Source organism: Clostridium gasigenes (assembly GCF_900104115.1).
In the GTDB taxonomy this organism is placed as follows: domain Bacteria; phylum Bacillota; class Clostridia; order Clostridiales; family Clostridiaceae; genus Clostridium; species Clostridium gasigenes.
The window spans coordinates 757,684-780,456 of sequence record NZ_FNJM01000001.1 but is presented as its reverse complement, the minus strand read 5'-3'; the positions used below and the strand labels follow the sequence as shown (position 1 = coordinate 780,456).

17 protein-coding genes and 1 tRNA gene are annotated in these 22,773 nt (G+C 28.1%); all 18 read right to left on the bottom strand.

Annotation, left to right across the window (positions count from 1 at the left end; all coding sequences use genetic code 11):
• Window positions 1–43: 43 nt before the first annotated feature.
• The 18 genes from miaA to BLS77_RS03750 all read right to left on the bottom strand — a co-directional run bounded on the left by miaA (window position 44) and on the right by BLS77_RS03750 (window position 22,544).
• Window positions 44–973: a tRNA (adenosine(37)-N6)-dimethylallyltransferase MiaA gene (miaA, locus tag BLS77_RS03830; RefSeq protein ID WP_089966024.1), complete on the bottom strand. Its 930-nt coding sequence runs from the start codon at window positions 971–973 to the stop codon at window positions 44–46.
• A gap of 18 nt (window positions 974–991) precedes the next feature.
• Window positions 992–2,995, bottom strand: coding sequence for a DNA mismatch repair endonuclease MutL (gene mutL, locus BLS77_RS03825; protein WP_089966023.1), 2,004 nt, complete (start codon window positions 2,993–2,995; stop codon window positions 992–994).
• Between the two features lie 27 nt (window positions 2,996–3,022).
• Complete coding sequence (gene mutS, locus BLS77_RS03820) at window positions 3,023–5,767, bottom strand: DNA mismatch repair protein MutS (RefSeq protein ID WP_089966021.1); 2,745 nt, start codon at window positions 5,765–5,767, stop codon at window positions 3,023–3,025.
• 87 nt (window positions 5,768–5,854) lie between these two features.
• Window positions 5,855–6,661 (bottom strand): class I SAM-dependent methyltransferase, encoded by an 807-nt coding sequence (locus BLS77_RS03815; RefSeq protein WP_089966019.1) that lies wholly within the window; start codon window positions 6,659–6,661, stop codon window positions 5,855–5,857.
• Between the two features lie 188 nt (window positions 6,662–6,849).
• A complete protein-coding gene (locus BLS77_RS03810; RefSeq protein WP_089966017.1) occupies window positions 6,850–10,101 on the bottom strand; it encodes a DEAD/DEAH box helicase in 3,252 nt (1,083 codons plus the stop codon).
• A 179-nt stretch (window positions 10,102–10,280) separates the two neighbouring features.
• Window positions 10,281–11,612, bottom strand: a complete 1,332-nt coding sequence (gene miaB, locus BLS77_RS03805; protein WP_423231023.1) for a tRNA (N6-isopentenyl adenosine(37)-C2)-methylthiotransferase MiaB — start codon at window positions 11,610–11,612, stop codon at window positions 10,281–10,283.
• A gap of 516 nt (window positions 11,613–12,128) precedes the next feature.
• On the bottom strand, window positions 12,129–12,446 hold the full coding sequence (locus tag BLS77_RS20200; RefSeq protein ID WP_242873925.1) for a hypothetical protein: 318 nt from the start codon (window positions 12,444–12,446) through the stop codon (window positions 12,129–12,131).
• A 32-nt stretch (window positions 12,447–12,478) separates the two neighbouring features.
• Window positions 12,479–13,147 carry a hypothetical protein gene (locus BLS77_RS03795; protein WP_175490758.1) on the bottom strand — a complete coding sequence of 223 codons (669 nt, stop codon included), beginning with the start codon at window positions 13,145–13,147 and terminating at the stop codon, window positions 12,479–12,481.
• Window positions 13,148–13,246: 99 nt separating this feature from the next.
• On the bottom strand, window positions 13,247–14,026 hold the full coding sequence (locus BLS77_RS03790) for a hypothetical protein (RefSeq protein WP_089966013.1): 780 nt from the start codon (window positions 14,024–14,026) through the stop codon (window positions 13,247–13,249).
• A gap of 173 nt (window positions 14,027–14,199) precedes the next feature.
• The gene (locus BLS77_RS19715; protein WP_175490757.1) at window positions 14,200–14,361 is read right to left on the bottom strand and encodes a hypothetical protein; all 162 of its coding nucleotides are present in this window, start codon (window positions 14,359–14,361) and stop codon (window positions 14,200–14,202) included.
• A gap of 118 nt (window positions 14,362–14,479) precedes the next feature.
• Window positions 14,480–14,554: transfer RNA gene (locus BLS77_RS03785), tRNA-Asn, on the bottom strand.
• 520 nt (window positions 14,555–15,074) lie between these two features.
• Window positions 15,075–15,962, bottom strand: a complete 888-nt coding sequence (locus BLS77_RS03780) for a GNAT family N-acetyltransferase (RefSeq protein ID WP_089966011.1) — start codon at window positions 15,960–15,962, stop codon at window positions 15,075–15,077.
• 183 nt (window positions 15,963–16,145) lie between these two features.
• The gene (locus BLS77_RS03775) at window positions 16,146–18,053 is read right to left on the bottom strand and encodes a bifunctional 4-hydroxy-3-methylbut-2-enyl diphosphate reductase/30S ribosomal protein S1 (RefSeq protein ID WP_089966009.1); all 1,908 of its coding nucleotides are present in this window, start codon (window positions 18,051–18,053) and stop codon (window positions 16,146–16,148) included.
• Between the two features lie 90 nt (window positions 18,054–18,143).
• Complete coding sequence (gene cmk / locus BLS77_RS03770; RefSeq protein ID WP_089966007.1) at window positions 18,144–18,800, bottom strand: (d)CMP kinase; 657 nt, start codon at window positions 18,798–18,800, stop codon at window positions 18,144–18,146.
• 93 nt (window positions 18,801–18,893) lie between these two features.
• A complete protein-coding gene (locus BLS77_RS03765) occupies window positions 18,894–20,114 on the bottom strand; it encodes a BaiN/RdsA family NAD(P)/FAD-dependent oxidoreductase (protein ID WP_089966005.1) in 1,221 nt (406 codons plus the stop codon).
• Window positions 20,115–20,265: 151 nt separating this feature from the next.
• On the bottom strand, window positions 20,266–21,162 hold the full coding sequence (locus BLS77_RS03760; RefSeq protein ID WP_089966003.1) for a MurR/RpiR family transcriptional regulator: 897 nt from the start codon (window positions 21,160–21,162) through the stop codon (window positions 20,266–20,268).
• Window positions 21,163–21,253: 91 nt separating this feature from the next.
• Window positions 21,254–21,790, bottom strand: coding sequence for a tRNA 5-(aminomethyl)-2-thiouridylate-methyltransferase MnmM (gene mnmM / locus BLS77_RS03755; protein ID WP_089966001.1), 537 nt, complete (start codon window positions 21,788–21,790; stop codon window positions 21,254–21,256).
• 13 nt (window positions 21,791–21,803) lie between these two features.
• Window positions 21,804–22,544, bottom strand: a complete 741-nt coding sequence (locus tag BLS77_RS03750) for a pseudouridine synthase (protein ID WP_089965999.1) — start codon at window positions 22,542–22,544, stop codon at window positions 21,804–21,806.
• Window positions 22,545–22,773: the final 229 nt, after the last annotated feature.

Below are 22,773 nucleotides of genomic sequence, written 5' to 3'. Positions count from 1 at the left end.
GTACCTCCGACACATTAGTTATATTTATAAATTAATTATAACCTTATAAGCTGTCAATGTCACCAACTATTTTTCTGAATATTTCGTCACCTTTCATAGCATCTTTATCTAAGAAGATTGCTCTTGGGTCACGCCTAAACCAACTTAATTGTCTTTTAGCATAATTTCTTGACCCTTGCTTTATTAGATCAATAGTATCTTCTAAAGATATATCTCCATCTAAATAGTAAAACATTTCTTTATATCCTATTCCCTTCATTGACTGCATATTTGAAGTATTACCTAAATTCCTAAGATTTATACATTCATCTACTAATCCTTTTTCCATCATCATATCTACTCTTTTGTCTATTCGTCCATAAAGTTTAGATCTACCCATATTTAAAACTATATAACAAACATCATATTTACCATTATAAATATCTTTACCTAGATTATAAGAACTAAAAGGTTTGCTAGTTATTTTATATACCTCTAATGCTCTAATTACTCTTTTTCTATTATTAGCATGAATATCCCTATAACTTATAGGATCAATTTTTTTAAGTAACCCATGAATGTATTCATTTCCATGCTCATTAGCTAAGGATTCAAGTTCAGCTCTATAGGTATCATCCTTCTTTGCCTCTGTAAATGTCATATTGCAAGTTAGGGCATTTATATATAGCCCTGTGCCTCCAACTAAAATAGGTAGCTTACCCCGTCTTAAAACATCTTCAATACATATTTCAGCAATTCGCTTAAACTCTGCAACTGAAAATTCTTCATGTGGCTCAACTATATCTATCATATGATGAGCTACCCCATCCATTTCCTCAGCGGTAATTTTAGCTGAACCAATATCCATATGTTTATAAATTTGCATAGAATCTGTAGAAATTATCTCTCCATTTAATTCTTTAGCAAGTTTAATAGATAATTCAGTTTTACCAACTGCTGTTGGCCCTGCAAGAACCAGTATTTTTTTTTTCATAGTTAGTAGTCTCCTTATCTAGACGATTCTTCTAAATTTTTTATCTAACTCATAAGCAGTAAATTTAATAATAGCTGGTCTACCATGCGGGCAATGGAATGGATCTTCTATAAATCTTAAATCACTAATTAATTTTTGCATTTCTATTTCAGTTAAATAGTCATTAGCCTTAACGGCCGCTTTACATGCCATTGTAGATATCCTATTATATTTTACTTCAGTTGTTTTTCCTGACCCTAAGTTTTTAAGGTTATCTAATATACTTATAAATAAATTCTTAGGATCTAATTTCCCAAGGAAATAAGGTACTTCCTTAATAGATACTGTATTTCCTCCAAATGCTTCTATATTAAATCCAGCCTTATTGAAAATTTCTTTATTTTCTTCGTAATAGCAATAATCATCAATAGTTAAATCAATTAAAGCTGGAATAAGTAATGGTTGAATTATAATACTACCACTTTCAATTTGTTTTAAATACTTCTCAAATAATATCTTTTCATGAGCTGCATGTTGATCTATTAAATAAAGCACCTCTTCATATTCTGCTAAAATATAAGTTTTATTAAACTGCCCTATAATTCTAAGATTTGGAAATTTAGGGCAGTTTTCAACACTTTTATGGACTTCTGATTTATAAACTTCTATTTTCTCATAATCTATGCTGTTATCACTTAAACTATTTATTACATTAGTTGCTTTATCATCAGATGAAGCAACATGTCTTTCTTTAACGCTTATGTCAGTAGTATATTGAAATGGAAATCCTTCATTAGGATTTAACTTACCTTTATCTCCTAAGGAGCGTAACTTGTTATATAGATCCTCTTCCTTTTTAACATCATCGATAGTTATAGATGTCATCACTTCTCTTATTACTGGTTTTTCAGGTGATTCTTTTAATTTTTCTTCTTTTTCATAATTATAAGGAGATTCCTTATAATTAATATTAAAAGACATATTCTCTACAACTACAGAAGGTATTTCATTTTGTTCATTATATCTTTCTTCTGGCACTTGGAAAGAGTTAAATACCTCTTCTTTAAAAGCTCTATGTACAGACTCGAAAATTTTCTTAAATACAACTCTATCTTCTTTAAATTTAATTTCTTCTTTACTTGGATGAATATTAACATCTACAAATTCAGGATATACATCTACAAATAAAACAAAGAAAGGAAATTTATTAACTGTAGCAAAAGATTTAAAGGCATTTTCTACTGCTGCAACTAAAGTTCTATTTTTTACATATCTTCCATTAACAAAAATACTTTGATTATTTCTAGAACCTCTTGCTATTTCTTCTTTTCCTATATATCCACTTATAGATATCTCATCTCCATTAGATTCAAAATAAATTAAATTGTCACTTATAGTTTTCCCATAAATAGTTCTTATTACATCTTTGAGGTTTCCGCTTCCATATGTATGTAAAATTTTCTTTCCAGAGTTAAAATATTTAAAAGAAATACCTGGGTTAGATAAGGCTATTCTATTTACTATATCATTAATTAAAGAGCCTTCTCTTGATGAGGTTTTCAAAAACTTTTTCCTAGCTGGGATGTTAAAGAATAAGTCCTTAACTTCCATAATAGTTCCCTTATTTAGGCCTACCTCTTTAACCTCTAATATTTTTCCATCCTCTATAGTAATTTCAGCACCAAAATCTTCATCTTGAGGCTTGCTTTTCAAATTTACACAGCTAACTGATGCTATAGAAGCTAATGCCTCTCCTCTAAACCCTAGTGAGATTATAGAATAAATATCCTCAACTGATTTAATTTTTGAAGTTGCATGAGGTAAAAATGCTTTTGATATGTCATCCTTATGTATGCCATCTCCATCATCTATAATTCTAATTAATGCAGATCCCCCATCCTCAATCTCTATAGTAATATTTTTAGCATTTGCATCAATAGAATTTTCAATTAGTTCTTTAACAACAGAGGAGGGTCTCTCTACCACTTCTCCAGCTGCTATTTTATTTGAAGTATTCTGATCTAAAATATTAATTCTTTTCATATTCCCACCCTACCTCTATTTTAATTTTTATTTAAAACTTTTAGCTTCTTGCACAATTTTATATAAAGTATTCATAGCATCCATAGGTGTTAATCCCATAATATCAATAGATGATATGTTATTTATTAAAGATTCCTTTTCCATCATTGTAAAATCCATCTGGAAGTTATTATTATGAATATCTATTTTATTATTTGTTATTTTTTCTTCTATTGTATCATATACTTCACTAACTTTGTCTACCTTGACATTTTCATCTGTTTCATTATTTTCTTTCACTAAAGTTACACAGATCTCTTGTTCATCACAAGGCGTATCTAAATTAATAATAGATTCTTTAGTATTTCTAGTATGTGCTATTTCCAAAGTTTTATTTCCTTCAAGAGAACCTAATATCTCTTTCGCTCTATTTATAACTTCCATAGGAATACCTGCAAGCTTCGCAACTTCTATACCATAAGATTGATCTGCCCCACCTTCAACTATCTTTCTTAGAAAAATAATATTTTCTTCTATTTCTTTAACTGCTACTGAATAATTTTTAACTCCTTGAATAACACCTTCAAGTTTTGTTAACTCATGATAGTGAGTAGCAAATAATGTTTTACATCTTAAATTTTTATTATTACATATGTGTTCTATTACTGACCAAGCAATGCTTAACCCATCATAAGTTGAAGTACCCCTTCCAACTTCATCTAAAAGAACAAGACTCTTTGAAGTTGCATTTTTTAAAATGTTAGATACTTCCCACATTTCTACCATGAAAGTTGATTTTCCACCTGCTAAGTCATCGGATGCACCAATTCTAGTAAAAATTTTATCACATAGTGATATGTTAGCCTTTTTAGCAGGAACAAAAGAACCTATTTGTGCCATAAGTGTAATTAACGCAACTTGCCTCATATAAGTAGATTTACCAGCCATATTAGGTCCAGTAATTAATAGAAGTTGATTATCTTCACTGTTTAAAATTGTATCGTTAGAAACAAATTCTCCGTTTCCAATTACTTTCTCTACAACAGGATGTCTTCCGTCTACTATATCTATAATGCCATTTTCGTTTACTTCAGGTTTTATATAATCATTTTCTACTGCTACTAAAGCAAGTGTTGATAACGCATCTAAGTTACCTAGAATTCTAGCACTTTGTTTAAGTCTTCCTATTTCCTCTTCAACTTGTTCTCTTATACCTATAAAAAGGTCATATTCAATCCCTACAAGCTTTTCTTCTGCTCCTAGTATCTTTTCTTCCATCTCTTTAAGCTCTTGCGTTATGAACCTCTCAGCATTAGATAGAGTTTGCTTTCTTATATATCTTCCTTCAGGAATAGATCCATAATTAGCTCTTGAAATTTCTATGTAATAACCAAATACTTTGTTATATCCAACCTTTAATGATCTAATTCCAGTAAATTCTCTTTCCTTATGCTCAAGGGCTGCTATCCACTCCTTACCATGAAGTTTTGCAGTTCTAAGTTCATCTACTTCACTACTGAATCCATCTCTAATAATATTTCCTTCTTTAAGTGATAGAGTTGGATCATCTAATAGTGATCTAGTTAAAAGTTCATTTACATCTAAAAGTTCATCTAAATCATTAAACCATTCTTTTAAAAGGTTAGAATTGCATTCTTTAAGTCTAGTCTTAATATCAGGTATTTTACTTAAAGATGATCTTAATGATACTAGATCCTTACCATGAGCATTTTTATTTGATATTTTACCAACAATTCTTTCAATATCATAGATATCTTTAAGTGACACTCTTAAATCTTCATTAAAATACATCTTATTGCAGAGTTCTTCTACGCCGTTTAATCTTTTCTCTACCTCTGATTTAATAATTAAAGGTTCTTCTATCCATTTTCTAATACTTCTCCCACCCATAGAGGTAGCAGTCTTATCTAAAACCCAAATTAGACTTCCTTTTTTGGACTTTTCTTTTAGGTTTTCTGTAAGTTCTAAATTTCTTCTTGAATTACAATCAATAGTCATATAATTTATTATGTCATAGTATTCTAAAAGATTTATATTGCTTAAACTTATTTTTTGAGTATCGTATATATACTTAAGTAATACTGCTGAAGCCATTTTAGAAGCACGTGGTAATCCTACTACTTCAGCTTCACTAAATTGACTAATTAACTCTTCATCACTTGTGAGGAACTTTTGCAAGTCACGCTTTGTAATTAAGGCAGTGGTTACATCACTTATCTCTTTTAATAAACTATCTGAAAAATTATTATCTATTATAATTTCCTTTGGGGACACTTTAGATATTTCATCTAGAAGGGTAGCTCTTAAATTTATAAAAACAGTTGTTTTAAATTCTCCTGTTGATATATCAGAAGAGGCAACACCAAAGTACCCACCTTCCTCATAAATAGTCATTATATATGTGTTTTTATATTCGCTACCTGCATTTTGTTCTATATATGTTCCTGGAGTCATTACTTTAACTACATCTCGCTTAACTATGCCCTTTGCCACAGAAACATCCTCTACTTGTTCGCAAATAGCAACTTTATATCCTTTAGCTATAAGCCTTGATATATAGGTTGTAGATGCATGATAAGGAATTCCGCACATAGGAGCTCTTTCTTCCATTCCACAATCTCGTCCTGTTAAAACAAGTTCTAATTCTCTAGATGCAGTTTTTGCATCATCAAAAAACATCTCATAAAAATCACCTAGTCTAAAGAAGACTATACAATCCTTGTAATTTTCCTTTATCTCAAAATATTGTACCATCATTGGGGTAAGTGCCATTATGTATCCTCCATTTATAAAGGACATTTTTAAATGCCCTTATTACTATTTTATTTTATTCTATTTTATCATAAAAAGATTATTTAGTTAAGTTTCTATTAAATTAGATGGCTTCCTACCACTTGCCATTAATAATATTAGTATTACTACCGATTCTGTAGAATCTGATATATTATCATACATCGAAATAATTTTTCTTAATTGTTCTTTATTAAAGTTATTATTTTTCATTATTGAATTTATATCTACTTTAGGTTTTAATGAATCCATTCCATCCATATCACTATGTTTAACAACAGCTTCAAAATCTAAATCTATAAATCCAGAACTTTTCAATATTTTTAAGAGCTTCCTTCCAATTTTTCTATCTCCTCCACCAGCTTTTTGAATGTTTCCAAACTTATTAATAACTTTATTAACCTCAGGCTCGCTTACTCCCCACATACCACTATCGATATCTGTTATTATAACTTTTCCACCTGGTTTTAAAACTCTGAAAATTTCCTTTAAAGCACCTATAGGATCTTTTAAATGTTGAAAAACTAATCTAACAACTACAAAATCAAATAAATCATCCTTTATTTTCATATTCATTACATTTCCTTGCATAATATATATCCTATTGTTCTCATAATGCCCCAGTCTCTTCTTTGCAATATTAAGCATTAATTCATCTATATCTAAACATACTATATTACTACTCGGAAAAGCATTCAATAACCGTTCAGTTACAAATCCAGGCCCACTACCAATTTCTAAAATTTTAACATTATCTTTTAACCCCAGTAGCTTAAGTGTTCGCAGTTCCTTTTCCCATCCTATATTTACTTGCACTTCAAGCCTATTAAGTTCGGTCTTAAGACCTATTGATTTATACATATCACTATAACTCATAAAAACCTCCAATATTATATACTATCATTATTAATATATATTTAAGTTCTATATTTGTTCTAATACTATTATTAAATAGTTTATAGATATAATACTGGATTATTTTTCAAAAGTGTCCCAATTAGATTTTATAAATATAAATAAAGCCCCCAACAAATACAACCTATATCTGTTAGAAGCTTATAATATTAATTAAATAAATCTATGATTTCCTCTTCTGTTAAAGCTGTAAGGCTATTTATGCTAGATAAATCATCACCCATAAGCTTTGCTATTAGACTTCTTTTCTCATCTTGAAGTGAAATTATTTTTTCTTCTATAGTTCCCTTACATATTAGTTTAATAACTTCCACTACATTCTTTTGCCCTATTCTATGAGCTCTATCTGTAGCTTGATCTTCAACTGCTGGATTCCACCATGGGTCAAAATGTATTACAATATCTGCAGATGTAAGGTTTAAACCAATACCACCTGCTTTTAAACTAATTAGGAAAACAGAATTATCACCTTCATTAAAATCCTTAACTAGAGACATTCTTTTTTCTGATGGAATAGACCCATCTAAATAACTATAAGTTATATATTCATTATTTAATCTCTCGGAAATATTCTTTAATACTGATGTAAACTGTGAAAACACTAAAATCTTATGACCTGCTTCTATACTTTGATGTAAAAGTTCTATTAATGCATCTATTTTACCACTTCCACCTGTATAACCGTCAACTAATATAGATGGATCAAGACAAAGTTGTCTAAGTTTTGTTATATAAGATAAAATTTCTATCTTGCTACTTTTAAACTCATCATCCCGAACTTTTTTAGCAATAAGATCTGTAGCGTGCCTTGCATATGTTCCATATATTTTCTTTTGCTCGTCGTTTAAAGAAACTACTAATTTTTTCTCTATTTTATCTGGAAGTTCAGTTATAACATCCTTTTTATGTCTTCTAAGTATAAATGGCTTAATTAATTTATTTAATTCTTCTAATACCACTGGTTCTTCTTTTAACTTTTTGTGGTATCTAACACTAAACTTTTTTTCATCATAAAGATATCCAGGCATTACAAAATCAAATATAGACCAAAGTTCCATAAGAGAATTTTCTATAGGAGTCCCTGTAAGTGCAAATCTTGATTTAGCCTTAATTTCCTTAACTGCTTTTGAATTTTGAGAATGTGAGTTTTTTATATACTGTGCTTCATCTAAAAAACAATAGTCAAATTCTAAGTTTTTATAAGTTTCTAAATCTCTTTTTAATAAATTGTAGGTAGTAATTATTACATCTACTTTATCTATATTTTTAATCATAGTTTCTCTCTCATCAGGGGTTCCATTAACAATTGCAACCTTTAGCTTTGGTGCAAATCTTTCTATTTCACTATGCCAATTATATATTAGTGAAGTTGGTGCAACTATTAAAGTTTTAGAAGACTCATTAGATAATATAAAAGTTATTGCCTGAAGTGTTTTCCCAAGTCCCATTTCGTCTCCAAGTATTCCACCAAATCCTAAATAATCTAATGTTTTAAACCAATTATAACCATGCTTTTGATATTCACGTAAATCAGCTTTAATATCTTTAGGCTCTTTAAACTTTAATTTATCAATAGACTTAAATTTATCTCTAATTTCTTTTAATTCTTTTTTTCCCTTAATAAATCTAATTTTATTATCATCTAAGAAATTATCTACAAAAGCACCTTTATTTTTATTAAAGCTTACTTTATTATTAATTATTTCATCATCTGGATTTATAACATCAAGAAGTTTAAGAAATTTATTTAACTCTATTTCTTCTAAATCTAAATATTCACCATTTGATAATTTGTAATATTTAAGATTACTTCTAAAAGCTCTTAATATATTGCTTGTTTCTGAAGTGTTAATGTCACCTAAAATAAAGTCCATCTCAAAATAATTATATTTTCCCGCTTTTATATCTCCATTTATAGATTTAGAGCCTAAATGTTTTATTCCTTTGAAGTTTTCTGAGTAATAAACTTCTCCATGTTCTTGAAGTTTATCCACTTCATTTTTGAAAAATCTAAATATATAGTCGTCTCCCATTATAAGATGGAAGATACATTCTATTTCTTCAAATCCAAGACCTCTAAGCATAGATAGCATTTGTTGTTCTTTTTTTGTATCTCTATATATTATTTTCTCTATACAGTCTTCAAATATGTTAAATTCATAAATTCCATATTTAACCTTTAGAGTTAATGTGACAGCACTATTTTCTTTATCAAAATAAAATCTAAATTCAACCTCTTCATTAACTATTTTATTTTTAATATTTACAGATAATTTCACATTGTCTGATAGCATATGCATCTCTGGTATTAATTTAGTTAGTATCTTTTTCTCATCGCTTGCAGGAATAGTCACACTTTTTGTGTTATTAAACACACTTAAATATGGATTTATCTTATAACAAAACTCATAATTTGGTATAAATATAGAGCTTCCATAAAAAAATACATCCCCTTTATCTGTTAATGATTCCGGCATTCCCCCAGAACTTTTTAGAATGTATGTATCACGAATAAGCTTTAATTCTAAATCGATATTTGGCGGACCTAGTATTATATCTGTTTCAACAGGTCTATAAAAAAAGCCTTCATTTAGATATACTCTATGCTTTTGTATTCTTTCAAAAAATTCCCTAATTAAATATTTAGGAGGAATAATTGATTTACCTTCAATATTCTTATCTTGCCTTTTTGTAAATGAATTAGAATTTCCATCTATATCTTTTAATTGATCCATGAAATCAATTAATCGTCTATTTGCTACACTAATTTTTTGCTTTTTAATATCAAAAGTAAAATCTTTTCCGTACTTTACAGGAACTTTATTATGTATAGCTGTTAAAAACTGATTAATATCCTTTATTACATACAGCTTATTAGAGCTCATGCTTTTTGGACCTATTTTAAAATCTGCACTAATTTTATTACTCCAGTTTTGTCTATTTACATATACATCTAATTTTAACTCTTCATTAGAATTAATATCAGATAATAACATATCTAAAATTCCATTTTTAGCATTTGCAAATACATTTCCCTCTTCCCTATCTATAAACCTTTCTTTAAGAGTACTATTTGTATCGAGCTCTCTTAAAAATTTATAAAAAATTGCTACTAAGTGTTTACAGCAGTAATTACTTTTAGCAAATTCATGTTTTTCATAATCTACACAAGTACAGTATGTAGAAATAATAGATTTATTTCTAAAATCCATTTCAATTTTAGTTGAATATTCATTAAAGAAATTTTCCGAAATAACCTTAGCATCTATATAAATCAAATCATCTTCCACAAATGAGTTAAAAGTTGATATTAAGTCATTATCTAGTATCCTTTTACCTTTAATACCATTTCTTCCTGTTGTATCCCTATTAAAACTTTCTAATAATATCTCTTTAATCATATTATTCCCCTTTTGTTCAAGGCGTATTGAAAAATAACAGACTAATATTGTAGTCTATTAAAAAAATCTGCCTAAGTTTTCTTATCCCTATATTATATCACAAAAAGAGAAACTCTGCTAAATCAGAGTTTCTCTTTTTATTATTCTTTTTGAATCTTTATTATGCTTTGAAATTCTATCTATATTACTTCTCCAATAAGGGAAAATGGTTGAGCTCTTATAATTTTTATTAAAACTAAATCTCCACTTTTTATATTTTCACCTTTAAAGTTTACAAGTTTACCATTTCTAGTTCTACCAGTTAACATAGTTAAATCATTTTTACTACTACCTTCTACAAGTACTTCTACAGTTTGTCCTTCATATGTCTTGTTTTGTGAAATAACACCTTTATTAATTACATCTACTAATTTATTAAACCTTTCATGTTTTATATTATCAGCAACTTGATTTAACATTATATCTGCTGGTGTATTATTTCTTCTAGAATAAAGATAGGTAAATGCTAATGAATATTTAATTTCTTTAGCTAAGTTTAATGTATCTTCAAAATCTTCCTCTGTTTCACCTGGAAAGCCTATAATTAAATCAGTTGTAATTGTTACACCAGGTATTTCTTTTCTTATTTTCTTAATCAACTCTATATAATTTTCACGTGTATAATTCCTATTCATTTTCTTTAATATTCTATTTGATCCACTTTGAACTGGTAAATGTATTTGTTCACATACCTTATCACAATCTCTTATAGCTAAGATTACATCTTCAGTTAAATCCTTTGGGTGTGGTGTCATAAATCTAATTCTTTCTATTCCAGGTACTTCGTTAATTTTTCTAAGTAACATGGCAAAAGTTATTTCTTCATCTAAACCTTTTCCATAAGAATTAACATTCTGCCCAAGTAGAGTTATTTCATTATACCCTTTTGAAATTAATCCCTCTATTTCTTTAACAATATCTTTTGGAGTTCTACTTCTTTCTCTCCCTCTAACATAAGGAACTACACAATATGTACAGAAGTTGTTGCAACCATACATAATAGTTACAAATGCCTTTACTTCACTTTTTCTATCTATTGGAATTCCCTCAACTATTTCAGTTTCTTTATTAAATATTTCTTTAACTTGTATCCCTTCTGTTTTTACTCTATTTAAATACTCTGGAAATTTAAACGCATTATGAGTACCAAATATTATATTAACAAAAGGAAAATTCTTTAAAATTTTATCAGCCATGCCCTCTTGCTGCATCATACATCCGCAAATTGCAATTATAAGATCAGGATTTTTTCTTTTTAATGCTTTCAAATGTCCAAGGTTTCCAAACACTTTAGTCTCTGCATTTTCTCTTACACAACAGGTATTATAAATTATTATTCCCGCTTCTTCCTTAACTTCTGTACTAGAATACCCTATTGTTTTTAACATTCCAGACAATTTTTCGGAATCTTCCTCATTCATTTGACATCCATAAGTTTGAATAAAGAAGAGGTTGTTTTTTAATTTTATCATATTAGTATCCATAATATATTATTCCCCTTTAATTATAAATTATCCCAATATTATACCATAATTATCAACTGTAAATTAACCTAATTTCTAATTTGAAAATGCTTTTTTAATTATTCAGTCTCCTTACATCTATCTAATAACATTGTTTTTATAAATTTATGACTTTCAATTTCTTCCCTAGTTTTTGTATGCGTTGACTTGAACCATTTTTCACCTATAGAATCTACATCCCCTTGAACTTCTTGTTTGAAAGAGTTAGGATTTTCATAATAATCCAGGGCTAGTTCTAAACAATCCTAAAACTCACTCCAAATAGTATCATATTGCATATTTTTTTCATTCTTATAATAAAATTCTTTAGCATTTTGAAGTCTATCATCATCTTTAAAATTATTTAATATATTTTTAAACTCTAGCCATAAGAACAGTACCTTTTTTAACTACTTTACCATTACGCTTTGCTTAGCAAACTTAACATCATCACTATATATTTTCCACTTCTTTACCCTAGCTTATTCAAATAATGCTATTCTGAATATCTATCCATACCTCTTCATGAACTAAAGCTATAGGAGCTGCTGCATTATCTTCTTTTGGAAGATAAACATCTTGCATAAAATACATACAAAAAAACTCCAAGCTTATTTGCCTAAGTTGCCATGCTAATCCATGGAATCGAAACAAATTCTTAGAGTTTTCTATAATTCTTTTATCTGTTAATTCAATTGCTTTTTCTTCCTGTATTCCTATATCTAAATAAGATTTTTTTAAGTAGTGATAAAGCAGCCATTTGTTTCTTGCTTCATCACTTGGGAAATCAAATGGTATTTTCAAGCTTTATCACTCCTCTTTGAATTATTTGTTTACTAGTATTTTATTGTATTAGAAGATAACTCTTCATGTTGAAATAATCCAGTTTCCATCTCAATTTTATTATAATCAAGTTTTAATTTCTTGGCCACTATATTATAATCAGATATAATTATTTTCACCAGTTCTCTAATTAGACGTAACTCCTCCTTATCAAATCCATCACTCATTTTTTTATCTGATATTTTTGTTTCACTTCTTGAATAATGATCATTAGCAAACCTATAAGCTACAGCAATTTTTAATAATCTCCTAGAAGCTAAATTGGAATTTGCTATAATATAATCACATAATTCTTTTTTATTAAAACCCGTAATAGAATCATTAACTTCAATTACTTGATTTTGCAAAATTTCACCAGTAAATAGATTTGATTTTTCTTTCTTAGTACTTTTACTTACTTCAAAAAATGGATATTCATCAAAGTTAGCTTTTTTATCACCATATAGACTATTAAAATATCTATAATATTCTGATTGACTAATTATAGAATATAACTTAGAATACAAACCTGAAAACTGCTGATGATAATACTCCTGCTTAAACTCATTATCACTTGAAAAATCATGAAATTCTTTTTTGAATTGTACTTTAACCTCTTCTGTTTTTTCTGTTATACCTTTTATATCTTCTTTAGTTGCAAGATTCTTCCCTTTTTCCTCCATGTATTTGGGTAAGTATGATTTAGTAAATAAACCTAATAAAAAAAAACCAATAATTATGATTCCTGTATTTAAATTCAACTTTATCACTCCTTCAAATATCTAGTATATATTTTCATAATAACTTATAGCCGCATCAATTATTTTATTTATATTATCAAAAGACTCAAATATATAGTCAAAAGCTCCGTGATATGGCAACATTAATCCATCCAGTGTATCAGCCAAAATATAAAATTTTTGCACACTAAATATATTACTTCGAGTTTTATCAGTGCTAATTTCAGTAAATATCTCTACAAATAACCCTCTAAACTCTTTCCACACTACAGTTTGAAATACGTCTTTACCACCATGTGCTTTTACCTTTTCACAATTTTCTTTATTTAACTCAAACTCATACTTCAAAAGTTTTAACGCCTTAATCTTAAAATCATTTTTCTTAGTTTTATTCGATTTATCTTGCAGTATTTTTTCTTTATTATAATATTGGTTCGTAATAAAAATAGAAACCAGTGTTATCAAACCACCCAATAGAGAACCATTTAAAGAAACATAATTAGGAAATTTCTCTTTATAGTCAAATGGAGACAAATATATAGATATGTTACCACAAATAATAAACAGTATTATAACACCTATCCAAAATCTTAAATCTGCTATTACTTTCTTCATAGATTTTTTCTTTTCGTCTACTAAATATACTTTGACAATATAAGATATTAAAAATACCAAATATGCTAAAGATAGATGATATATGAATTCAAATAATTCACCTCCGCCTCTATACCAAATATATAATATATCTAGTACAAATGAACCTATACCTATACGACTAAGCATCATATTATTCTCATAAAACTTTTTTATTTCATTAATCAACAAATTTCACCACCTTCTATAAAAAACAATATTCTACAAAGAAGTATTTTTTCCTCTTTTAACCTATTTCTTCAATGGGCCCATGTGAATTTCTTTTATATTTTCTAGCTTTCATGCATGTTATCACCTTCTTTTGTAAAATAAAAGAACCCCATTTGGAGTTCCTTGTTTGTTTATTTACTTAATATTTTAGCTACTTCTTGCAATTTCTTTTCCAATTTTTCTACTCTTTCTTTCAGTTTCTTGTTTTCATTTTCAACGACTTCAAGCTTTTCAACTCTAGCTTCCAGCTTTCCTACATTTGAAAATGCTACTGTTCCTAGAATATCACTCATAATCATCCCACCTTTCAAATACATTATTCCACAAAGTTATAATAATTCCTTTAATTAGCAATTTAATTTTGTCACTATACTCACAAAAGGGTTGCAAACCAAAAAGAGGTTCTTAAACTGGCGGACTAGGAAGGATTTGAACCTCCAACCCACAGGTTAACAGACTGTTGCGCTACCATTACGCTACTAATCCATATAAAAAAGAACCATCAGTTATGAGAGTTCCTTAATTCTTTATAATTTCTTTTTTTCATTCTCAAATATTTCAAAATGTGAATGTTTACTCATTCTTACAGCCCTTATATAATACTTATATATTCTCTTATTATAGACATCTTCATACTCTAATATAATAGGAATACATTCCATACATTTATCATTATATTTTTCAACAATCTTTTTGTACTCAGTATCTATTCTAATAGTTACTGTTTCACCACCCGCTAAATCAAAATGATTAATTAATCATCTATAATTGAAAAAGACTTATGGACTAATTGTAATTCTATAATGTATGAGAACGCTAATAAATCAGTTACTTGGTCTAGAAGCAAGGCTAATACCCATGTATTTACGTCACTACTGCTTTGTGGAGAATGTAGTAATAGATTGGCATACTAAACAAGCTAAACACAATGCTGATGGCTTTATACCATTTTTATTAATGCAGATAAATCTCTATTGTTAATTCAGTAAAAATTTTCTCAAAACCTTTATCTTTCCCATTTCGAAATCATATACTTTTCTTCAAAGCCTGCCCATTTATATAATTCTCTTGCTTTTGTATTATTCTTATCTACTCTAATATATAGATGTTGCATAGCCTTTGCAGTTGAAAGAATAATTAATTTATTTAATAATAACCTCCCATATCCTCTTCCCCTATAGGCTGCAATAATACCAAAATTAACTACTGTATAGATATCTCTATTGAAAACTATTTGTCCATATCCAATTATAACATTATTAACTTCCATAAATATAGCAAGGTCATTAATATAATAATCTTGATTTAAATCACTATATACATCTTCAATAGTTAAAGGGATTCTACTATAATCTGAAAAGATATCATTTTGTATTTTACACCTAATCTCTTCATCTTCTCCTATTTTAAAGGTTCTAAATGTAATGATTTTACTAGTATTGTCTTTTCCATTTTCGTATTTTAATAAGTAACTATCTTTATTATAATTACTTATTTGTAATTTCATAAATACTGTTGGCCTAACCATTTTAAACCCAAGATTTTGCAAAGTCTCTATATTTCTATTACTATCTACAGCTTCATATGATAGAAGACTATTATTAAAACTTTTTAATAAATTTTCATTTAATAAACTTAAATATCTATTATCAATATATAAAGCCCAAATTCTTATATTTATATCCATAGGAGTTTCATACCACATAAAACCAATAATATCATTATTATATGCAAATAATTTTAAAAACCTTTTAAATATAAATTTCACAACAAAATTTTGTTCATCATAAAGTTTGAAAAAATCTCTATCATAGTTCTCACTAAGTTTACTTTGAGAGTATACTTTTTTAAATTCATCTAAATTTTGTGAAGTTAACTTTTTTAATGATATCATAACCTGTCCCCTTTTTAAGTATCTTTTTTTATTATTATCCAGAAATTCAATGTTTTTATTTTCTAATATTAATCTCTATACCGTTAGTATAAATCTTCCATTTATTTTTAGTCAAGAAAAAAGTCATACATATAAAATTATATGCATGACTTTTCTTGTAAATTACTCTAATTTTTATATTATCTATTCAACATCCTTCATACTTAATCCAATTTTTCTATTTGCTTTATCTACAGTTAATATTTTTGCTTTTATTTCCTGTCCAACAAATAAAACATCTGATGGATTATTAACTCTATCATGACTTATCTTTGATATATGAACTAGTCCGTCAATTCCAGGCTCAAGCTCTACAAAGGCACCAAAATCATTAAGTCTAACAACCTTACCAAGAACTACAGATCCTTCTGGATATTTTTCTTCAACATTAGCCCATGGCTCTTGTAATAAAGCTTTAATACTTAGAGATAATTTTTTATTATCTCTATCCATATCAATTACCTTAACATCTACTATATCACCTTTTTTTAATACATCTTCAGGCGACTTAACATGGCTCCATGAAATTTGTGATAAATGAATTAATCCATCTACACCATTTACTTCAGCAAATGCGCCAAATTTCGTAAATCTTTTTATTTGAGCCTTTAAAATATCGTCGATACTTATATTATCCCAAATAGCATTTTCCTTAATAGTTTCCTTAGCCTCAATTATAATTCTTCTAGAAGCTATAATTTTAGATGGATTTTGTCTTGAAAAATCAATTAATTTCACCTCAAAAATTTCTCCTACAAACTCAATTTTACTATTTGTAAATTTACTATCTATTTGAGATGCTGGTATAAATATTCTTACGCCTTTATAATATGCTACTAAGCCCTTTTCCTTAGCTTCCTTAATAGTTAGATTAAATGTATCTTTATTATTAAATAAATTTTCTAATTCATTTAAAGCTATATCTTTTTCATACTCTAGTCTTGATAATACAACATTTCTATCTTCGTTTTGAAGTTTAATAACTTTTGCAGTAATACTATCTGAAACATTAAGCTCACTTATAGCTTCTTCTATACTTTTTAAAATTGTTAATTCACTAAATGGAATTACTCCATCTGATTTATATCCTACAAGTGAAACCACAACTTCATCTTTACCAATAGATAAAATTTCTCCTTTAACTTCATCTCCGATACAGAATTTTCTATCTAACTCGTCCATTAATTTTAACTGATCTTCCATATTAAAATTCCCCTCCATAATATCTATAACTTCTTTTATTATCCAATCTGGTGTAGATGCACCAGCTGTAACTCCTATTTTGTTAAAGTTATTATTTTCAATAAATTCTTTTGTTAATTCATTGGAATTTTCAATGTGAATAGTATTTTCACAGTTATTTTTAGCTATTTCATAAAGTTTAGTAGTATTTGAACTATTCTTTCCACCAATAACAATCATAGTATCTACTAACTTAGATAGCTCATTTGCACTTTTTTGCCTAACTTCGGTTGCTGAACATATTGTATTAAATGCTAATAGTTCCTTACAACTAGATGAAATATTCTTCAACGTTGTATCCCAGTTATCTTTTTTTTCTGTTGTTTGAGAAACAGCACAAATTTTATTTGGTATAGCTTCTTTAAAAGATCCATCAGTTGTTATAATAGCCTTATTATCACACCAACCATTAATGCCAACTACTTCTGGATGTTTATTATCACCAAGTATAACAATACTATATCCAAGATTTGAATATTTATTTACTTTTTTTTGAATATTAGTTACATACGGACACGTTGCATCAAAAACTTCAAATCCATAGTTTTCAAGAGTTTTCATTACATCCTTTGATACTCCGTGAGAGCGTACAACTATTACGTCACCCTTAACTAACTCATCTAGCTTATTAAATTCAATAGCATAAATATCATTTTCCTCTAGATGTCTTACTACATCATTATTATGAATAAGCGGTCCTAATGTATAGATTCTTTTATTAGCTTGTTTTTTTATTTTTAGAGCCTCTTCCACCGCCCTTTGAACTCCAAAACAAAAACCAGCACATTCTGCTAAAATTATATTTTTCATTTTTCTACTCCTACTCCTATATAAAAGATACTCGCCTATATATATTTATATATATTACAAATATTAAAATTAAGAATATATTTTATATATTTATTTTAAATTTTTTTTAATATATGAACATATTTTATCTGTAACTTCTTGAATATTTAATCCAGTAGTATCTATTTCAATAGCATCTTCTGCTTTTCTTAATGGATCAATTGCTCTATTACTATCTTCATAATCTCTTCTAATAATATCTTTTAATATATCATCATAATTAACATCTATGCCTCTTTCATCTAACTCCTTAAATCTTCTATCTGCTCTTTCTTCTGGAGTAGCCGTTAAGAAAAATTTGTACTTAGAGTCTTTTAAAACCACTGTTCCAATGTCTCTTCCATCCATAATTACATTAAATTTATTTGACATATCTCTTTGAAGCTTCACGAGTCTTTCTCTAACTTCCTTTATAGATGCAAAGCTAGAAACTACTGCACTTATTTCAGGCATAGTAAGTTTACTTTGAATATTTTCCCCATTTAATATTAAATCATCATTTTCGAACTTCATTTCCATATTATCTATAAGTGTACAAATCTTATTAGTTTCATTTATAGATATATTATTATCTTTACACTTTAGGGCTACTGTTCTATACATAGCTCCTGTGTTTATATACATTAAATCAAATTTCTTTGCAACTAATGTCGCTATTGTACTTTTACCTGCACCTGCTGGTCCATCTATTGCTACTGATATTCTCATCTTATTTCCACCTTTCAAATGTAGTTAGGGATCTTCAAAAAGTAACTAGTCAGATTCTTCTTTATTTTATTTCAGTTCCCTTGTTTATATAAATTATAAGTAAGTTCCTGCTAAGAATCCAGTTGCAAGAGCTATTTGAACACTATATCCACCTGTAAAAGCATCAACATCAATTAACTCTCCTGCAAATGACAAATTATTTATTAATTTAGATTTCATAGTTGAGGGATCTATTTCCTTTGTATCAACTCCACCTGCTGTAACAATAGCTTCTGCTAGGGGTCTCAATCCTTTAACATTCATATTAAAGTTTTTTAATAAATTTACTAAACATCTTCTTTCTTCTTTAGTAATTTCATTTATCATTTTATCTTTTGAAATCCCAGATAACTGTAACATTAATGGTATTATTTTTTGAGGTAAAAGATTGTCTAAAGCATTTTTAAAAGGTTTATTTAAAATCTTTTGAAAATCCTTTTGGATCCTTTTATCTAATTCTATTTCTGTTAATCCTGGTTTAAAATCTAACTTTATTTTATAAATTAACCCTTCATGAATAAATCTTGAAGCACTTAATATAAGAGGACCAGATACCCCATAATTAGTAAATAACAATTCTCCAAGATTACTATATAAAGGCTTTTTAACACCTTCTTGTATAACTGAAAGCTCAACATTTTTAAGAGATAGTCCCATAATTTCTTTAACCCAAGGTTCATCTAATACAATAGGCACTAAAGTTGGTTTTAAAGTAATAATTTTATGTCCAAGTTTCTTTGCAAATTCTTGGCCTTCTCCTCTAGAACCTGTTAATGGATATGAGGCTCCACCTGTAGCCATTATAAAATAATCACCCTTTAAAATTTCGTTATTATTAATTTCAACTCCAATTATTTCATTTCCGTTATAAATAATATTTGTTACTTTATTCTTAAGTTTTACTTTTACATTAGCTTTAGAAAGCCCGCTAGACAATCCTTTAATTATATCTGAACTTTTATCTGATTCGGGGAATACTCTTCCACCTCTTTCAACTTTTAGCTTTATTCCTTCATCTTCAAAGAACTTCATAGTATCTAAATTTGTGTATGTATATAAAGCACTGTATAGGAAATGTGGGTTACCTGGAATAAAATCAAAAAATTCTGATATATCTTTTGCATTTGTAACATTACATCTTCCTTTACCAGTTATGAATAGTTTTTTTCCAACACGTTCATTTCCATCTACTAAAACAACTTCATTTTCTTTTGCTGCTGTTATTGCTGCCATCATCCCAGCGGGTCCTGCACCAATTACAATTACTTTTTTCATATAGTGTATCCTCCTAATGGTAATTTGAATATACCTTTTAACATAATACCATTTTAGTAATGCTTATTCAATGTTGATATATATATTTTCATTATATTTCCAAGAGAAAAGTGGTTAGGAAATATAATTTCCTAACCACTAAATTATTCAACTAATCGTCACCGACATTTTTATTATTATATGAATATACATTATATTCTTTCCATATTTTTTCAAGATTTCCAAAAGTATCTGCTATATTTTCTTTTTCTCTCATTCCAACTGCAATTATAAGCGCATTTATCACCGATAATGGTGCTACTAATGAATCAACAAAAGAAGCCATATTACTTTGTGCAATAAGAGTGTAATCGGTCTTAGCTGCTAGAGGTGATAATAAGCTATCTGTAATAGCTACAACTTCAGCCCCTCTATCTTTTGCAAAACCTAATGCATCTATTGTTCTAGCTGCATATCTTGGAAATCCAATTCCAATAACTAAGTCACCTTCAGAAACATTTATCATTTGTTCAAATATATCTGATATTCCATAACTTACAGTTCTAACATTTTTTAAAATAATATTTAAATAAAACCCTAAAAATTCTGCTAATGCTGTGGAACTTCTAAGACCAATTATATAAATTCTTTTTGCTTCAAATATTTTATTAACAACATCCTCGAATGTATTATAATTTATTTTTTCTAGTGTCGCTCTAATATTTTCCATATCAGCTTTTAAAACACCTTTAAGTGCATGGCCTTCCATTACATAGTCATTTGATAACTCTAACCTTTGAACCGTTGTAAGCTTATTTTTTATTAATTCCTGAAGCGCTTTTTGCAATTTTGGATATCCAGAGAAACCAAGCTCATTTGCAAATCTTACTACAGTCGATTCTGATACTCCTACAGAATTACCAAGTCTTGCTGCCGTCATAAAGGCTGCTTTATCATAATTTTTTAATATGTATTCAGCTATAAGTTTTTGTCCTTTACTCAATCTTGAAAATTTTAATTGAATTAATCTCATTAAATCTTTCGAGCTTTCTGTAAGGTTATTATCCATCCGTTATCCCTTCTTTTCATCCAATATTAAGTCTCATTAATTTTATCATCTAATGAATATTATATCAATACTTCATTTTTTTGTTAAAAGTTTATTTTTTCTCTATAACTACAAGTAAAGGTGCTGCTTCTGCCCTATTTAAATAATTATGAGACATTACTCCGTATTTACTTTTAGGTAACTTAGATAAATAACTTAAAATGCAAGTTTCTTCAATTTGACCTTCAATATGTCCCTTGTAAATACATATTGTCATTATCCCACCAGATTTAAGCATTTCAAGCCCAATTTTAATACTTTGCAAGGATGTTATATGCATTGTTGTTACACCTTTGTCCCCTCCTGGCAAAAAGCCAAGATTATACATTATACAATCAACATCTTCTTTCACATAATCTTTAAATAAATGATGTGAATCATTTATTACTTCTACGTTATTTTTATTTTCATATTTATTACAGGCATCTTTTTGTATTTCAAATGAATATACCTTTTCAAAATTATCTGAAAGAAAATCTGTGTCAAATCCATTTCCTAAAGTTCCATCTATTGCAACAACTTTATTTTCTAAGAAATTCTTTATAATAAAGTGAGATAAATTACTTATATCTGCAACATATCTAAACATATTAAATCTCCTTTTATAGTCCCTTAATATAACTTAATTCATTTTCAGTAAGTTCTCTAAACTCTCCTCTTTTTAAGTAACCAAGTTCTAACTCACCAACTGATATTCTTTTTAAAGTTAAAACAGGGACGTTAAGCGCTTCACACATTTTTCTTACTTGTCTATTTTTTCCCTCATGAATAGTTATTTCAACTGTAGATATTTTGGCATCATCAGAGAAACGTCTATCACGGCTTGGCTCAACACTTATTGTTCTTATAGTTGCAGGCGCCGTTACATACCCATCAATATTAATACCAGTTTTAAACTTTTGTATATCTTCTTCAGTAAAAGCTCCATCACAAACAGCTATGTATTTTTTATCAAGTTCTACTCTTGGATGGATTATTTTATTATAAATGTCTCCATCATTTGTTAGTATTATTAAGCCTGAACTATCATAATCAAGTCTTCCAATTGGATATATCCTTTCTTCAACCTTAACTATATCAAGAATAGTTCTTCTTCCCTTTTCATCTGAAAGAGAAGTTATGTATCCTTCTGGTTTATTTAATATTATATATCTTTTTCTTTCTTCAGGAGTTATTACCTTATTTTCATATTCCACTATATCTCTATTTTCAAGTACCTTAACTCCAAGTTCCTTTATTATTTCTCCATTAACCTTAACTCTGCCAGCTAAAATTAATTCTTCACATTTTCTTCTAGATGCAATACCGCATTTAGCCATATACTTTTGTAATCTTTCTTCCATTATTATCACTCCATCTCTTTAATTAACTATTATTATACTACTATTACATAAGCATTATTGCAACAAAGTTTTACATTACTTTGCTCTATTTTATTAATTTGTAATTAAATTCTTTCTAATACAAGTGCTTTTAACTAGAGATTTCATTTGAAATCTCTTTATTTGGAGATTACTAATTTTTTTAGTGCAGGTATATTATTAGTAATATATCTTATTTTTTTCTAATATG

Bases quoted from the DNA above. Each gene is read 5' to 3' on its own strand.
- mnmM (WP_089966001.1), bottom strand. From the start codon at position 21,790: ATGTTTAGATATGTTGCAGATATAAGTAATTTATCTCACTTTATTATA.
- miaB (WP_423231023.1), bottom strand. From the start codon at position 11,612: ATGATAAAATTAAAAAACAACCTCTTCTTTATTCAAACTTATGGATGT.
- BLS77_RS03815 (WP_089966019.1), bottom strand. From the start codon at position 6,661: ATGAGTTATAGTGATATGTATAAATCAATAGGTCTTAAGACCGAACTT.
- BLS77_RS03775 (WP_089966009.1), bottom strand. From the start codon at position 18,053: ATGAAAAATATAATTTTAGCAGAATGTGCTGGTTTTTGTTTTGGAGTT.
- cmk (WP_089966007.1), bottom strand. From the start codon at position 18,800: ATGAGAATATCAGTAGCAATAGATGGACCAGCAGGTGCAGGTAAAAGT.
- BLS77_RS03760 (WP_089966003.1), bottom strand. From the start codon at position 21,162: ATGGATAATAACCTTACAGAAAGCTCGAAAGATTTAATGAGATTAATT.
- BLS77_RS03765 (WP_089966005.1), bottom strand. From the start codon at position 20,114: ATGAAAAAAGTAATTGTAATTGGTGCAGGACCCGCTGGGATGATGGCA.
- mutS (WP_089966021.1), bottom strand. From the start codon at position 5,767: ATGGCACTTACCCCAATGATGGTACAATATTTTGAGATAAAGGAAAAT.
- BLS77_RS03780 (WP_089966011.1), bottom strand. From the start codon at position 15,962: ATGATATCATTAAAAAAGTTAACTTCACAAAATTTAGATGAATTTAAA.
- BLS77_RS03810 (WP_089966017.1), bottom strand. From the start codon at position 10,101: ATGATTAAAGAGATATTATTAGAAAGTTTTAATAGGGATACAACAGGA.
- BLS77_RS03795 (WP_175490758.1), bottom strand. From the start codon at position 13,147: ATGGAGGAAAAAGGGAAGAATCTTGCAACTAAAGAAGATATAAAAGGT.
- mutL (WP_089966023.1), bottom strand. From the start codon at position 2,995: ATGAAAAGAATTAATATTTTAGATCAGAATACTTCAAATAAAATAGCA.
- BLS77_RS03750 (WP_089965999.1), bottom strand. From the start codon at position 22,544: ATGGAAGAAAGATTACAAAAGTATATGGCTAAATGCGGTATTGCATCT.
- BLS77_RS19715 (WP_175490757.1), bottom strand. From the start codon at position 14,361: ATGAGTGATATTCTAGGAACAGTAGCATTTTCAAATGTAGGAAAGCTG.
- miaA (WP_089966024.1), bottom strand. From the start codon at position 973: ATGAAAAAAAAAATACTGGTTCTTGCAGGGCCAACAGCAGTTGGTAAA.